The organism is Micromonospora sp. NPDC048887, assembly GCF_040649715.1.
Taxonomy (GTDB): Bacteria; Actinomycetota; Actinomycetes; order Mycobacteriales; family Micromonosporaceae; genus Micromonospora.
In genome coordinates this window covers 445,299-459,816 of the sequence record NZ_JBEZGA010000002.1, presented here as the reverse complement: position 1 = coordinate 459,816, position 14,518 = coordinate 445,299, and the positions used below count along the sequence as shown (strand labels likewise).

The 14,518-nt window shown below is 74.0% G+C and carries 12 protein-coding genes; 3 read left to right on the top strand and 9 right to left on the bottom strand.

Features of this window, described 5'->3' with window-relative positions:
• Positions 1 to 15: 15 nt before the first annotated feature.
• The 9 genes from murG to mraZ form a co-directional block, all read right to left on the bottom strand.
• A complete protein-coding gene (gene murG, locus AB0C17_RS05305) occupies positions 16 to 1,122 on the bottom strand; it encodes an undecaprenyldiphospho-muramoylpentapeptide beta-N-acetylglucosaminyltransferase (protein WP_354870154.1) in 1,107 nt (368 codons plus the stop codon).
• Positions 1,122 to 2,564, bottom strand: a complete 1,443-nt coding sequence (locus tag AB0C17_RS05300) for a putative peptidoglycan glycosyltransferase FtsW (RefSeq protein ID WP_357381166.1) — start codon at positions 2,562 to 2,564, stop codon at positions 1,122 to 1,124. The genes murG and AB0C17_RS05300 overlap by 1 nt, the downstream gene beginning before the upstream one ends.
• Positions 2,565 to 2,727: 163 nt before the next feature.
• Positions 2,728 to 3,855: a phospho-N-acetylmuramoyl-pentapeptide-transferase gene (gene mraY, locus AB0C17_RS05295; protein WP_357380781.1), complete on the bottom strand. Its 1,128-nt coding sequence runs from the start codon at positions 3,853 to 3,855 to the stop codon at positions 2,728 to 2,730.
• On the bottom strand, positions 3,852 to 5,261 hold the full coding sequence (gene murF, locus AB0C17_RS05290; protein WP_357380779.1) for a UDP-N-acetylmuramoyl-tripeptide--D-alanyl-D-alanine ligase: 1,410 nt from the start codon (positions 5,259 to 5,261) through the stop codon (positions 3,852 to 3,854). Before murF ends, mraY begins: the two co-directional genes overlap by 4 nt.
• On the bottom strand, positions 5,258 to 6,820 hold the full coding sequence (locus AB0C17_RS05285) for a UDP-N-acetylmuramoyl-L-alanyl-D-glutamate--2,6-diaminopimelate ligase (protein WP_357380777.1): 1,563 nt from the start codon (positions 6,818 to 6,820) through the stop codon (positions 5,258 to 5,260). The genes murF and AB0C17_RS05285 overlap by 4 nt, the downstream gene beginning before the upstream one ends.
• A gap of 52 nt (positions 6,821 to 6,872) precedes the next feature.
• Positions 6,873 to 9,086, bottom strand: a complete 2,214-nt coding sequence (locus tag AB0C17_RS05280; protein WP_357476744.1) for a penicillin-binding protein 2 — start codon at positions 9,084 to 9,086, stop codon at positions 6,873 to 6,875.
• A gap of 3 nt (positions 9,087 to 9,089) precedes the next feature.
• The gene (locus AB0C17_RS05275; RefSeq protein WP_357380773.1) at positions 9,090 to 9,671 is read right to left on the bottom strand and encodes a hypothetical protein; all 582 of its coding nucleotides are present in this window, start codon (positions 9,669 to 9,671) and stop codon (positions 9,090 to 9,092) included.
• Positions 9,668 to 10,777: a 16S rRNA (cytosine(1402)-N(4))-methyltransferase RsmH gene (rsmH, locus tag AB0C17_RS05270; protein WP_357381164.1), complete on the bottom strand. Its 1,110-nt coding sequence runs from the start codon at positions 10,775 to 10,777 to the stop codon at positions 9,668 to 9,670. Before rsmH ends, AB0C17_RS05275 begins: the two co-directional genes overlap by 4 nt.
• A gap of 204 nt (positions 10,778 to 10,981) precedes the next feature.
• The gene (gene mraZ, locus AB0C17_RS05265) at positions 10,982 to 11,413 is read right to left on the bottom strand and encodes a division/cell wall cluster transcriptional repressor MraZ (RefSeq protein ID WP_073831045.1); all 432 of its coding nucleotides are present in this window, start codon (positions 11,411 to 11,413) and stop codon (positions 10,982 to 10,984) included.
• A gap of 355 nt (positions 11,414 to 11,768) precedes the next feature.
• On the opposite strand from mraZ, the gene AB0C17_RS05260 reads away from it, so the two are divergent.
• From AB0C17_RS05260 to AB0C17_RS05250, 3 genes are read left to right on the top strand one after another with little or no spacing between them, the layout of a single operon-like run.
• Positions 11,769 to 13,016 (top strand): MurT ligase domain-containing protein, encoded by a 1,248-nt coding sequence (locus tag AB0C17_RS05260; RefSeq protein WP_357476813.1) that lies wholly within the window; start codon positions 11,769 to 11,771, stop codon positions 13,014 to 13,016.
• The gene (locus tag AB0C17_RS05255; protein WP_357380771.1) at positions 13,006 to 13,728 is read left to right on the top strand and encodes a glutamine amidotransferase; all 723 of its coding nucleotides are present in this window, start codon (positions 13,006 to 13,008) and stop codon (positions 13,726 to 13,728) included. The genes AB0C17_RS05260 and AB0C17_RS05255 overlap by 11 nt, the downstream gene beginning before the upstream one ends.
• Entirely contained in the window at positions 13,725 to 14,444 is a 720-nt protein-coding gene (locus AB0C17_RS05250; protein ID WP_357380769.1) for a VTT domain-containing protein, read from the top strand. The genes AB0C17_RS05255 and AB0C17_RS05250 overlap by 4 nt, the downstream gene beginning before the upstream one ends.
• Positions 14,445 to 14,518 lie beyond the last annotated feature (74 nt).

Here is a 14,518-nt window from a genome sequence, read left to right as displayed (position 1 = left end):
TCGCGGTGTCCCACATCAGCGGGCGACCGCCTCGTAGACGAAGTTCAGCAGCGCCACGTCGCCGTCCCGGCGGCCGTACCCGGCCGCGGCGGCGCCCATCGCGTGCAGCCGCTGCGGATCCCGGATCAGCGGGATCACCGTCCGCTCCAGCCACGCCGGGGTCATCTCGGCGTCGTCGACCAGCAGCCCGCCGCCGGCCTCCACCACCGGCAGCGCGTTGCGCTTCTGCTCCTGGTTGCTGTGCGGGTAGGGCACGTAGACGGCGGGGAGGCCGATCGCGGCCACCTCGGCGCAGGTCATCGCGCCGCCCCGGGCCAGCATCAGGTCGGCGGCGGCGTAGCCCAGCTCCATCTCGGACAGGTACGGCAGCGTGACGTACGGCACCGGCAGGTCGGTGGGCACCGAGACCGGCTCGTTGCGGGCGCCGATGACGTGCAGCACCTGCACGCCGTTGCGGGCCAGTTCCTTGGCCGCGCCGGAGACCGCCAGGTTGATCGAGCGGGCGCCCTGCGAGCCACCGGCGACGAACAGCACCGGCAGGTCGGGACGGAGTCCGAAGTGGGCGCGGGCGGCGTCGCGCAGCGCCGCCCGGTCCAGCCCCGCGATGCCCCGGCGCAGCGGCACACCCACCACGCGGGCGTCGCGCAACGCCTCGGCCTGGGCCGGCTGGTGCGGGAAGCCCACCGCGACGTTCTTGGTGAACTTCATCCCGAGCCGGTTCGCCACGCCCGGCGGCACGTTCACCTCGTGGATGACGATGGGTAGTTCCCGCCGCCACGCGGCCAGGTAACCGGGCACCGAGACGTACCCGCCGAAGCCGACCACGGCGTCGGCCTGGACCTCGTCGATCACCTTGCCCGCCGCGCGCGCCGCCTTCCACATCCGGTCCGGGGTGCGCACCAGACTCATGTTGACCGACCGGGGAAGCTGGTAGGCCGGGATCTGCCGCAGGTCGTAACCGGCCGGCGGGATCAGCTCGTTCTCCAGCCCCTTCGGTGTGCCCAGGCAGGTGATCCGGACGCTCGGGTCGTGTCGGCGCAGGCAGTCGGCGAAGGCGAGCAGCGGGTAGATGTGCCCGCCCGTACCCCCTCCGCAGAGCACCACCGAACGCAGCGGACCCATCAGCGTCTCCTCTCGCTCGCCGCGCCGGCGCGCGCCCGGTCGGACCGGGCGCCGCGGGGCGCGGCCTGGTCGTCCTGCCGCCGCTGCCGGGACCGGGGCACGGACCCTCGGTCGGCCGGAGGCGGCGCCGGTCGGCGGCGCCGGCCGGGAAGCGGCGGCAACGGGGCCCACACTAGCCGGACCCATCGGGCGGGCGGACGGGCGTGCAGCGCTCGCGCGGCGTCCGGCTCGGCGCGGGCGAACGAGGCGAGCATGCCGATCGCGGCGAGCGTCACCACCAGGGCGCTGCCGCCGTCGGAGATGAACGGCAGCGGTACGCCGGTCAGCGGCAGCAGGCCGGTGACGCCACCGATGTTGATGACGGCCTGGCCGACCAGCCAGGCGGTCACACCGGCGGCGGCGAGCCGGCGGAACGGGTCCTCGACCCGGCGGGCGATCCGCATCCCGGTGTACGCGAGCACGGCGAACAGCGTCAGGACCACTGTGCAGCCGACCACGCCCAGCTCCTCCGCGACGATGGCGAAGATGAAGTCGTTGTGCGCCTCGGGCAGGTAGTTCCACTTCAGCGAGCTCTGGCCCAGGCCGACGCCGAACCAGCCGCCGTTGCCGATCGCGTAGCGGGCCTGCACGAGCTGGTAGCAGTAGTCCAACTGCTGCTCGAAGCAGGTCTTCGGATCCGGCGGGTCGAGCCACATGGTGAGACGGCCGAGCCGGTAGTTGTCGGCGTCCCGGGAGCCGGAGCCGGCGCCGAGCGAGGCGGCGGCCACCAGCAGGCCGATGCCGGCCAGACCGATCGCGGAGAGCGCGGCGAAGACCCGGCCCCGCACGCCGGCCGCCCAGAGCAGCCCGACCACGAGCGCCAGCAGGCAGAGCATGCTGCCCAGGTCGTTGAAGCCGACCAGGACGAACAGCAGGCCCACCACCGGGAACAGCGGCGTCGCCAGTTCCTTCCACCAGCCCAGCGCGGCACCCTTGCGGGCCAGCACGTGCGCCGCCCACAGCACCAGCGCGAACTTCGCCACCTCGACCGGTTGCAGCGAGATCGGGCCCAGGGAGAGCGAGAGGAGTTCGGCCTTCAACGGCCCGATCGACGTCACCCCGAACAGCGAGTTCAACGCGACGAGCAGGTTGAGGGTGAGCAGCAGCGCCACCGCCACGCCGACCGCCGGGCGGCTCACCGCCCGGAACGTGCGCGCGGGCAGCCGCTGACAGGCCCAGAACGCGCCGATGCCGATCACCGCGAACACGGCCTGCTTGGTCAGCGACGCGGACGCGTCGCCGCCCTCGGCGAAGTCCTTCACGCTGGTGGCGGAGAAGACCATGGTGAGGCCGATCAGCAGCAGCAGGCCGGCGCTGGACAGCAGCAGGTAGTACGAGGCCAGCGGCCGGGCCAGCAGACCACGCAGCGCGGCCAGGCCACCGGCCGGATCCCAGCGCGCCACGGGCGGGTCGGCCGGTGGCGTGGCCGCCGGGGCACGGCGGGCCGGCGGGTCGCTGGTCACCTGGATGTCTCGTCCCTCCCCCACAGGCCCATCATGGCCGCTCCACCCGCCCGCCCGTGGCGCAACGGCCCGGTCGGCGTGTCGGATCCGCACACCCCCGGCGTCAGCTGACCGCGGCGAGGAACTCGCTGTAGAACAGCCCCAGTGCGATGGCCACGCCGATGCCCGCGATGATCCAGAACCGGACCACGATGTTGACCTCGCTCCAGCCGGCCAGCTCAAAGTGGTGCTGCAACGGCGACATCCGGAACACGCGCTTGCCGGTGGTACGGAAGGAGATGATCTGGATGACCACGGACATCGTGACGATGACGAACAGGCCGCCCAGGATCGGCAGCAGCAGGATGGTCCGGGTGGACATCGCCATGCCGGCGATCAGGCCGCCCAGCCCGAGCGCGCCGGTGTCGCCCATGAAGATCCGCGCCGGGGACGTGTTCCACCACAGGAAGCCCACGCAGGCACCGGCCGCCGCGCCCGCGATCAGCGCGATCTCCAGCGGATCGCGCACTGTGTAGCAGTACGCCTCGGTGTAGTTCGGGTCGGCGCACCAGTGCCGGTACTGCCAGAACGCGATGAGCGCGTACGCCGCGAGCACCATCACCGAGGCGCCGGTGGCCAGGCCGTCCAGGCCGTCGGTGAGGTTCACGCCGTTCGTGGCCGCCATCACCACCATGATGATCACGATCACCGCGCCGATCTTGCCGATCTCCAGCGCCGGGATGTCCCGGATGAAGCTCAGCGTGGTGCTGCCCACCGTCTCGGTGTTCGTCGCGTTGCCGCCGGCGTCGGTCATGCTGGACGGGAAGTAGACCGCCACCGCGCCGAAGACCGCGCCGACCAGGATCTGCCCGGCCAGCTTGCCCCGCTTGTTGAGGCCACCGCTGTGCCGCTTGCGCACCTTGAGGAAGTCGTCGATGAAGCCGACCGCGCCGGAGAACACCATCAGCCCCAGCAGCACCAGCGCCGTGATGGTCGGCTCGACCTGGGCGATCTGCGCGTCCGGCAGCGTGGTCAGAGCCAGGTGCCCGGCCACGTACGCGATGACGGTGGCCAGGATGAAGACCACGCCGCCCATCGTCGGCGTGCCCTTCTTGCCCTCGTTGCTGGCGAGCCCGAGGTTCGACCGGATCGGCTGGCCGGCCTTGAGCCGGGCGAACACCTTGATCGCGATCGGGGTGCCGAACAGCGAGATCAGGAACGCGACGCCGACGGCGACGATGACCGCCCTCATGCCGCGCCGCCCTCCGTGGCCGTCTCCCGGGCGTCCGCGCGCAGCGCGTCGGCCACCTCCCAGGTCCGGTACCGGGAGCCCTTAACCAGCACCACGTCTCCCGGACGCAGCTCGCTCCGCAGCACCTCGACGGCCGCCGCCTGATCGGTGAGCAGCACCGACTCTCCTCCCCAGTTACCTACCGCTGTCGCGCCCTCGTGGATCGGCGCCGCCGGCTCGCCCACCACGAGCAGCCGGTCCACGCCCAGGTCGGCCGCGAGCCGGCCGACCTGCTGATGCCCCTGAAGTTCGAAGTCGCCCAGCTCGGCCATGTAGCCGAGCACCGCGACCGTACGCCCCTCGCCGCGCATGCTGGCCAACGCCCGCAGCGCCACGCCGGTGGAGGCGGGGTTGGCGTTGTACGAGTCGTCGATCACCGTCACGCCGTCGGGGCGCTCGAAGACGTCCATCCGCCGGGTGGAGACCAGGCCCAGCTCGTTCAGCGCCGCCGCCAGCTCGGGCAGCGGCAGGCCCAGCTCCCGGCCGACCGCCGCGGCGGCGAGCGAGTTGGAGACCTGGTGCCGGCCGGTCAGCCCGAGCCGCACCGGCGCGCTGCCCTCCGGGGTGACGAGGATGTACGACGGCCGTCCCCGGCCGTCCAGCGTCACGTCCACGGCGCGCACGTCGGCGCGCTCCGACTCGCCGTAGCGGACCACCCGGGCCCGGGTCCGCGCCGCCATCGCGTCGACCCGCGGGTCGTCGGCGTTGAGCACGGCCAGCCCGTCGGACGGGAGCGCCTCGACCAGTTCCCCCTTGGCGAGCGCGATGGCCTCCACCGAGCCGAACTCGCCGAGGTGCGCCACGCCGACGTTGAGCACCACCGAGATCCGCGGCGGCACCACGTCGCACAGGTAGCGGACGTGCCCGACCCCGCGGGCGCCCTTCTCCATCACCAGGTAGCGGGTCTCCGCAGTGGCCTGCAACGCGGTGTACGGGTGTCCCAGCTCGTTGTTGAACGAGCCGGGCGGCGCCACCGTCGGGCCGAGCCGGACCGCGATCTGGGCGATCAGGTCCTTGGTGGTGGTCTTGCCGGACGAGCCGGTCAGCCCGATCACGGTGAGCGCGGGCAGCCGGTCGACCACCGTACGGGCCAGCCGGCCCATCGCGTCGAGCGTGTCGCCGACGAGCACCATCGGCACGCCCGGCACCTCACGGGTGCCGAGCACCGCCACCGCGCCGGCGTCCACCGCGCCGGCCGCGTAGTCGTGGCCGTCCACCCGCTCGCCGGGGAAGGCGACGAACAGCCCGCCCGGGCCCACCTTGCGGGAGTCGAACTCGACGGTGCCGGTGATCCGGGCGTCCGGGTCGGCGCCGGCCAGCCGGCCGTCGACAGCTGCGGCCACCTCGGCCAGCGTCAGCGGGATCACCGCTGACCCACCAGGTCACCGAAGCGGGCGCGCAGCGCCGCCGCCAGCTCCACCCGGTCGTCGAACGGCAGCACCTCGCCGCCGATCTCCTGGCCGCGTTCCTGGCCCTTGCCCAGCACCGCCACCACGTCACCCGGTTCGGCCACCCGGACCGCCTCCTCGATCGCCGCCCGCCGTCCGGGCACCTCGATGACGCGGGCCGGGGTCGCGGCGGCGTACGCGCCGGCCAGCACCTCGGCCCGGATCGCCGCCGGGTCCTCGGTCCGCGGGTTGTCGTCGGTCACCAGCACCACGTCGGCGCCGCGCGCGGCCACCCCGCCCATCACCGGCCGCTTGCCCCGGTCCCGGTCGCCGCCGGCGCCGAGCACGCAGATCAGCCGGCCGGTGGTCAGGCCACGCAGCGCGGTCAGCACCGCCTCGATCGCGTTTGCCTTGTGCGCGTAGTCGACCACCCCGCGCACCGGGGCGTCGCCGCTGACGAGTTCCAGCCGCCCGGGTACGCCACCGCAGGCGGCCACGCCGCGCGCCGCGGTCCGCGGGTCCACCCCGGCGGCGACCAGCAGCGCGACGGCCAGCAGCGCGTTCGCGACGTTGTGCCGGCCGGGCAGTGCGACGCCGGTGGGCAGCGTCAGGCCGTCCGGCCCGTGCAGCGCGAAGCGCTGCGCGTACCCCTCGCCGTCGACGCCGTCGGCCCACCAGGTCGCGTCCGGGTCGCCGGCCGCCGAGTAGGTGACGGTGCCCGGCCTGTACAGCGGGCGCAGCGCCGGGTCGTCGTGGTTGAGCACCTCGACCCGGCAGCGGCCGTCGAACAGCTTGGCCTTGGCCGCGAAGTAGTCCGCCTCGTCGGCGTGGAAGTCCAGGTGGTCGGAGCCGAAGTTGGTGTAGCCGCCGACGTCGAACCGGACACCGCCGACCCGGCCCATGGCGAGGGCGTGGCTGGACACCTCCATGACCACGGTGTCCACCCCGTGCTCGCGGGCCACCGCGAGCATGGCGTGCAGGTCGGTGGCCTCCGGAGTGGTCCGGACGCTGTCGATCACCAGGTCGCCGAGGCGGGTCTCCACGGTGCCGATCAGCCCGGTGACGTGCCCGGCGGCGCGCAGCCCGGACTCGACCAGGTAGCTGGTGGAGGTCTTGCCGGCGGTGCCGGTCACCCCGATCACGGTCAGGCCGGCGGTCGGGTCGCCGTAGATGGTCGAGGCCACCTCGCCGAGCGCGTCGCGCGGGTCGTCGACGACGAGCACGGGCAGGCCGCTCCCGGCGGCCAGCTCCGCGCCGGCCGGGTCGGTCAGCAGGGCCACCGCGCCCGCCCGCGCGGCGGCGGCGGCGAACTCCGCGCCGTGGCGCCGGGCGCCGGGCAGGGCGGCGTACAGGTCGCCGGGGCGTACCTCCTGGCTGGCGTGGGTCACGCCGGTGACGGCCGGCTCGGCGGCCTCCTCCGGCGCTGTCGCCGCCACGCGGGCGGCGAGGTCGCCGAGCCGTACGGGACGCACGGTTGTGGGACGTGGATTGCCGGGCACGGCGTCAGACCCTACCCGGTCGTCCGGTTCCGACCGCACAGCCGCCCCGGTGGTTCGTCGCCACTCACCGATGATGTCCCGCCGTTCCCGCTCAGCGCGGAAAGACCTCGAACTTCGGGGACTTGTTGGTGAGCGACGGCGGCACCCGGTAGTGGCGGAGAGTGAAGCCCATCATCTCCCGGAACGCGGGCGCGGCGACCGCGCCGCCACCGCCGCCGGGGCTCCACACGAAGACCGCCACCACGTACCGGGGGTTCTCCGCCGGGGCCATGCCGATGAACGAGCCGACCTCGCCGGGCTGGAGCTTGCCGCCGTCGTAGCGCAGCCCGGTGCCGGTCTTGCCGGCCACCCGGTAGCCGGGCACGGCGGCGGCCAGTCCGGTCCCCTGGCCGTCCGGGCCGTCGACGGTGGTGACCGCCTCCATCATCTGGCGCAGCGCCGCCGCGTTGGCCGGGCTGAGCACCGACCGGGTGGTGGGCGCCGCGGCGGGGCTGCGCTCGCCGTCCGCGCCGATGGTCTCCTTGACCAGGTGCGGCTGCACGTACGTGCCGTTGTTGGCGATCGCGGCGTACGCGGCGGCCATCTGCAGCGGCGTGGCGTCCACGCTGTGCCCGATCGGCACCGACCCGTACGCCGAGCCGCTCCACTGGTCCGGCGGGAGCAGCCGGCCGGGTGCCTCACCGGGCATGCCCTCACCCGTCGCCTGGCCCAGCCCGAACCGCTTCTGGTAGTCGAACAGCCGTTCCTTGCCCAGTTTCTCGGCGATCTCGATGGTGCCGACGTTCGACGAGAAGGCGAGCATGCCGGGGATGCTCATGGTGCGGCCGCCGACCGGGTGTGTGTCGCGGAAGGTGACACCGCCCCGCACGATCGTGTTCGCCACCGGGAACGAGGTCTCCGGCGTGATCACGCCCTCCTGGAGCGCCGCGCCGTACGTGATCGCCTTGTGGATCGATCCGGGGTCGACCACGAACGTGGTGGCCGCGTCGTCCCGGTCGGCCGGCGAGGTGACCTTCGTGGGATTGGCCGCGTCGTACGTGGGCTGGCTGGCCTGCGCCAGCACCTCACCGCTCGGGACCTCGATGATCACCGCCGCGCCGACGCTGCCCTTCACCTTCGCCGTCTGCCGGGCCAGGATCCGCTGCGTCATGAACTGGAGGTCCCGGTCGACTGTGAGCTTCAGCGAGCTGCCCGGCTGCGGCTGGGTGGTGCGGCTGTAGCCGCCCGGGATGGGTGCGGCCAGGTCGCCCAGGCCCACCTCGTAGGTCCGCTTGCCGGCCTGCCCGCGCAGCACGTCGTCGTACTTGGCCTCCAGGCCCTCCAGGCCGTTCATGTCCTGGCTGACGAAGCCGATCAGGTTGGCGGCCAGGTCGCCGCCGGGCACCTCGCGGCGCTCGTCGCGGTGCACGTTGATGCCGGCCAGCTCCAGCGCCATGATCTTCTTCGCGGTGCTGATCTCGACACCACGGGCCAGGTAGACGAACTGCGACGGGGTGTCGCTGCCGGGCAGGGTGCGCTCGCGCATCTTCTCGGCCAGGTCGGAGGCGGGCATCCCGAGCAGCGGGGAGAGCAGGCGCGCGGTGGCGAACCGGTCCTTGACCCGGGTCGGGTCGGCGAACACGTACCGGGCCTCGACGCTGTGCGCCAGCGGCTCGCCGCCGCGGTCGAGGATCGCCCCGCGCGCGGCGGGCAGCTCGACCACGGCGAGCCGGTTGGGCAGGCCGCCGTCGGCGTACGCCGGGGTGTCCACGGTCTGGAGGTAGACCAGCCGCACGCCGATGCTGGCGAACAGCGCCAGCGCCAGCACGGTGCCGAGCCGCAGGCGCCGGCGCGGGTCGCCCAGCCGCGGCGGCCGGCGCGGCTTGCGGACCGGGCGGCGGGGCTGGGCGGCCGGGCGGCGCGGCTGGGACCGGCGGCGTGGCGGCGGCGCGTCGTCCTCGTCGTCGAACGGTTCCCGCGCCGGCCGGGACGAGACGGTCCGCACCACGCCGGCCCGGCCGCCCGCGGCGGTGGACCGGCGGCCGGACCGGGCGCCGTCGGTGGCGGGCTCGCGCGTGCCGGCCCGCCCGGCCCGGCCGCCGTCGAGCACCTGCAACGCGGGCCGGAACGGGTCGCCGGACCGGTTGCTCCGGGGGGTACGCCGTTGCTCGGCGCCGCCGCCCTCGCGCACGGTCCGCCCGCGCGGGGTGTACGCGCGGGCGTCGGAGATCCCGCCGAGGCCCGGCTCGCGCGGCTCCGACCCCCGCGACGATCCGCGCCGGGAGCCAGTGGCGTCCCGGCGCGGATCCTCCGATCTCGGCGGCATCGCTCAGCCTCCGTTGCCCTGCTGGCTGGTGACCGACGGGGCGCCCTGCGCGGGGTGCGGCACCCCGATGGTCTGCCCGTCCGGCAGCCGGATGTACGCCGGGTCCTCGGACTCGACCAGGCCGAGCTTGCGGGCGTTCGCGGTGAGGTTGCCGGGCGCCTTCTGCTCGGCGATCTGCTTCTTCAGCTCCTGCTCGTCGACGTTCAGCTTGTTCTGCTGCTGCTGGAGCTTCTCCAGCTTGAAGGCGTTCTCGTTGATCTTGGTGTTGACGGCCAGGATGCCCAGCACCCCACCGACCACGAGCACCAGGATCAACGCGACGAAGGGCGCCCGGGGAACCCGGATCGGCGCCGGCGGGGCGACCCGCAGGCGCGGCGCCGGCGTGCCGGCGACCCGGGTACGCTCGGCCGGCCGCAGGGCGGCGCTGCCCTGCGTCGGGAACTCGCGCGCCCCCCGGGCGCGAGCCTGCTCCCGGCGGTCGGCCGCCGTCGTGTCCGGCGTGGTGCGCTGCGCCGCGGTCCGGCCCCCCGACCGCGGTGCGCGCTGCCCGACGGCTCCCCGGCCGTCGCGCTTCTCGACGTTCATGTCCCCTCCCCCTCCTCGTCCGTCCCGTTCGCGTCCCCCGGGGCCGACCGCGGGTCCTCGTCGGACCCCGGTGACCCCGTCCCCGGTTGGTGCATCGCCTTCACCCGGCGGCGGTACCGTTCGCGGTCGGTACGCCCCTGCCGGGCCGCCTCCGGGTCGAGGCGTTCCGCTGCTCGCAGCCGTACCGAGGCGGCACGCGGGTTCGCGGCCACCTCCGCCTCCCCGGGCAGCTCGGCGCCCCGGCTCAACAGCCGGAACGTCGGGCCCGACCCGGGCAGTTCGACCGGGAGGTCGATCGGGCCCTTACTGCGGACCCGGTCGGCGAGCGCCTGCTTGGTGAGCCGGTCCTCCAGCGAGTGGTAGGACAGGACCACCATGCGGCCGCCCACTGTGAGCTTGTCGAGAGCAGCCGGCAGCGCCGTCTCCAGCGCTGCCAGTTCTCTGTTTACCTCGATCCGCAAAGCCTGAAACGTTCTCTTTGCCGGGTGTCCACCGGTTCGTCGGGCCGGGGCCGGAATGGCGTCGCGGACCAGCTCGGCCAGCCGGGCCGAGGACGTGATCCGGGTCCGCTCCCGCTCCCGGATGATCGCCGAGGCGATCTTTCCGGCGAACTTCTCCTCGCCGTACACCCGCAGCAGGCGGGCCAGGTCCGGGTGGGAGTAGGTGTTCACCACCTCCTCGGCGGTCACCCCCCGGGTCTGGTCCATCCGCATGTCCAGCGGCGCGTCCTGCGCGTAGGCGAACCCGCGGTCGGGCGCGTCGAGTTGCAGGGACGAGACGCCGAGGTCGAACAGCACCCCGTCGATCGCCGGGTAACCGAGCCGGTCGAGCACCTCGGGCAGCTCGTCGTAGACGGCGTGCTCCAGGTGGATCCGGTCGGCGAACCGGGCCAGGCGGACCCGCGCGTGGGCCAGCGCCTCGGTGTCCCGGTCCAGGCCGATCAGCACCGTGTCCGGGTGCGCCGTGAGCACCGCCTCGGCGTGCCCGGCCAGGCCGAGCGTGGCGTCGACGTGCACGGTGCGACCGGGCCGGCCCAGTGCGGGGGCCAGCAGCTCGAGACACCGCTCGAGCAGCACCGGCACGTGCGTGCCGCGTAGCTCCCCCATGTCGACCCCCACCCCGTTCGCCAGCCGTTCCGTCACGTGTCCGTCGTCGCCACGACGCCTCGCCATACCGCCAGATCCCCATCCGCTCCCGCCCGCCGGAGGCCGCGGCCCTCCGTGTCGGATCGTGCGCCTGGCACCGGGGAAGGGGTGCCAGGAACTCGAAAGCGGCTGGAGATCTCGCAGTACGTCGGGCGCCGTCACGCCCTACAGACCGCCGGGCAGCACCCCCTCCTCGATGTCGGCGAAGTCGTCTTCGCTCTCCGCGAGGTAGGCCTCCCAGGCCGCCCTGTCCCAGATCTCCACCCGGGTGCTCGCTCCGATCACGACCAGATCCCGGTCCAGTGCCGCGTACGACCGCAGGTGGCCGGGAATCGTGACCCGCCCCTGCTTGTCCGGCACCTCGTCGTGCGCGCTGGCGAAGAAGACCCGGCTGTAGGCCCGGGCCGCCTTGCTCGTCATCGGCTGCGCGCGCAACTGGTCGGCGATCCGCTGGAACTCGGGCATCGGGAAGACGTAGAGGCAGCGCTCCTGCCCTTTGGTGATCACGACACCCCCCGCCAGTTCGTCCCGGAACTTCGCCGGAAGGATCAACCGGCCTTTGTCGTCCAGGCGCGGAGTGTGGGTGCCGAGGAACATCGGCCCAACCCCCTCGCCCTGAGCGGCGTTCGCGGCGCCGCTGACCCCCCGGGCCGGTGTGGCCCTCCCGGCCTCACCATCGCGCCCCACTCTACTCCACTTCCCTCCACCTGCAACCAGAATCGCCCGCGTGGCGTGGCGTTTCGGCGCGCAAAACCGCACGTCAACGCGGGTGGGGCCGAGTGGAGGGGGTGGAGGGCGCCCCACACCGTCCGCTACCCGACATCGACCGCCGCCGTCCGGCCCGGCGCGCTCCGGCCGTCCGCCGCGCCGTCCCCGGCCGAACGGTTCGCCGTCGGCGGCGATCTGGTGGAGGTGGCGGTCCGGTAACCTCGCTCGCGTGACGGACGCGAAGATGCCCTTGCGGGCGAAGGTGGCCAGCTCCGTGTCGCGCACCGCCGCGGCGCTGTCGCGGGCCGCGGGTCGCGGCGACGGCTCGGTGATCGGCGGCTGGATCGGCCTCAAGATCGACCCGGACCTGCTCGCCCACCTCTCGGCCGGGCGCGCGATCGCCCTGGTGTCCGGCACCAACGGCAAGACCACCACGACCCGGCTCACCACCGCCGCGGTCGGCGTGCTCGGCCGGGTCGCCACCAACTCCTTCGGCGCGAACATGCCCACCGGCCACACCTCGGCGCTCGCAAAGGCCGGCAGCACGCCGTACGCGGTGCTGGAGGTGGACGAGCACTACCTCGCCCAGGTGCTGGAGGCGACCGAGCCGCACGTGGTGGCGCTGCTCAATCTCTCCCGCGACCAGCTCGACCGCGCCAAGGAGGTCGCCATGATGGCGCAGCTCTGGCGCGCCGCCCTGGTCCGGCACCCGCGGGTACGGGTGGTCGCCAACGCCGACGACCCGATGGTGGTGTGGGCCGCCTGCCCGCCGGCCGACCCGGCCCAGGGCCACGTGCCGCCGCACGTCACCTGGTTCAGCGCCGGGCAGCGCTGGCACGACGACTCCTGGGTCTGCCCCGAGTGCGGCTCCACCATCCAGCGCTCCGGTGAGCAGTGGTGGTGCACCGGCTGCCCGCTGCGCCGTCCCGAGCCGAACTGGACGGTCGAGGACGACGGCGTGCTCGACCCCACAGGCGCCTGGCACAAGATCCAGCTCCAGCTCCCCGGCAAGGTCAACCTGGGCAACGCGGCCACCGCCCTCGCCGTCGCCGCCGAGTTCGGCGTACGCCCGGTGGACGCGGTCTCCCGGCTCGGCAGCGTCACCTCGGTGGCCGGCCGCTACGCCCAGGTGGACCGCGACGGGCGCAACATCCGGCTGCTGCTGGCGAAGAACCCGGCGAGCTGGCTGGAGGCGTTCGACATGGCCGACGTCGCGCCGACACTGCTGTCCATAAACGCCCGCGACCCCGACGGGCTGGACACCTCCTGGCTGTTCGACGTGGACTTCTCCCCGCTGGTCGGCCGGCAGGTGCTGATCACCGGCGACCGGGCGTACGACCTGGCGGTGCGGCTGGAGGTCAACGGCGTGCCGTTCCAGCACGTACGCGCCTTCGACGAGGCGGTCCGCGCGGTGCCGCCGGGCCGGCTGGAGGTCATCGCCAACTACACCGCCTTCCAGGACATCCGAGCGGAGTTGGACCGTGTCAACTGAGAGCCTGCGCATCGTCTGGATCTATCCCGACCTGCTGTCCACGTACGGCGACCGGGGCAACATGCTGATCCTGGCCCGCCGGGCCCAGCTGCGCGGCATGCCGGTCGAGGTGCTGGAGGTCCGCTCCGACCAGCGGCTGCCCGCCACCGCCGACATCTACCTCATCGGCGGCGGCGAGGACGGCCCGCAGGCGCTCGGCGCCCAGCGCCTGATCGCCGACGGCGGCCTGCACCGGGCGGTGGCCCAGGGTTCGGTGGTGTTCGGCGTCTGCGCCGGCTACCAGCTGCTCGGCACCTCCTTCTTCGCCAAGGGCACCCGCTGCGCCGGGCTGGAACTGCTCGACCTCTCCTCCGACCGGGGCCCCACCCGCGCGGTCGGCGAGCTGGCCGGCGAGGTCGACCCGCGGCTGGGCATCCCGCACCTGTCCGGCTTCGAGAACCACGGCGGCCGCACCCACCTCGGCCCGGGCGTGTCCCCGCTGGCCCGGGTCACCGCCGGGGTCGGCAACGACGGCGCCACCGAGGGCGCGTGGCGGGGCAAACTGCTGGGCACCTACTCGCACGGCCCGGCGCTGGCCCGCAACCCGGACCTGGCCGACCTGCTGCTGCGCTGGGCGACCGGCATCCACCAGCTGCCCCCGCTCGACGACACCTGGGCCGACCGGCTCCGCTCCGAGCGCCGCGCCGCGGTGGCCGCCGCACCGAGGCCGTGACCGACGCCGCCCGGCCGGGGCGGCGACCGGTGGCCCGCCGGCTCGCCGGGTTGCTGCGGCAACCCTCGGCGCGCCGGTTCGGGCTGCTCCTGCTGCTGCTCGCCGGGTTCGGCGTGACGCTGCTGCTGGTGCCCCGGCCGGACCCGGCCGACCTGCCCCGGCTCGCCGACTCGCTCGGCGGCTACGGCCCGCCCGCAGCGGTGATCGGCGGCGCGCTGCTGCTGGTGGCGCTGGTGCCGCGCACGTTCGTCACGCTGGCGGCGGGCGCGATCTTCGGCCCGGTGCAGGGCGCCGCGTACGCGCTCGGCGCGGCGCTGCTCGCGGCAGCCATCGGCTTCACCGTCGGCCGGGTGCTCGGCCGCGACTTCGTCGCCGAGCGGGTGCGCGGCCGGCTGGCCCGCCTGGACGGCTGGTTCGCCCGGCAGAGCGTCTTCGGCGTGGTCACCGTACGGCTGCTGCCGATCGCCGGGTTCGGTCTGGTCAGCTACGGCTACGGCACCACCGCCGCCCGGGTGCTGCCGTTCCTGGCCGGCAGCGTGATCGCCTCCGCCCCGACCGCCGTCGGGTACGCGGCGATCGGCGCGGCCGCGACAAGTCCCGGTTCGATCAACTGGTACGCGGCCGCGCCTGCGAGCCTCGGCCTGATCGCCAGTGTGCTGATCATCCACCGCTGGTGGCGGGCCGAACGGCGCCGGTCTGCCGGACCGGCCGGCTGACCCGGCGGCGAAGGCGCACAAGCACGCGGAGGACCTCCGGACCGGCCCGGTAACGACCGCACGACGATCCCGCC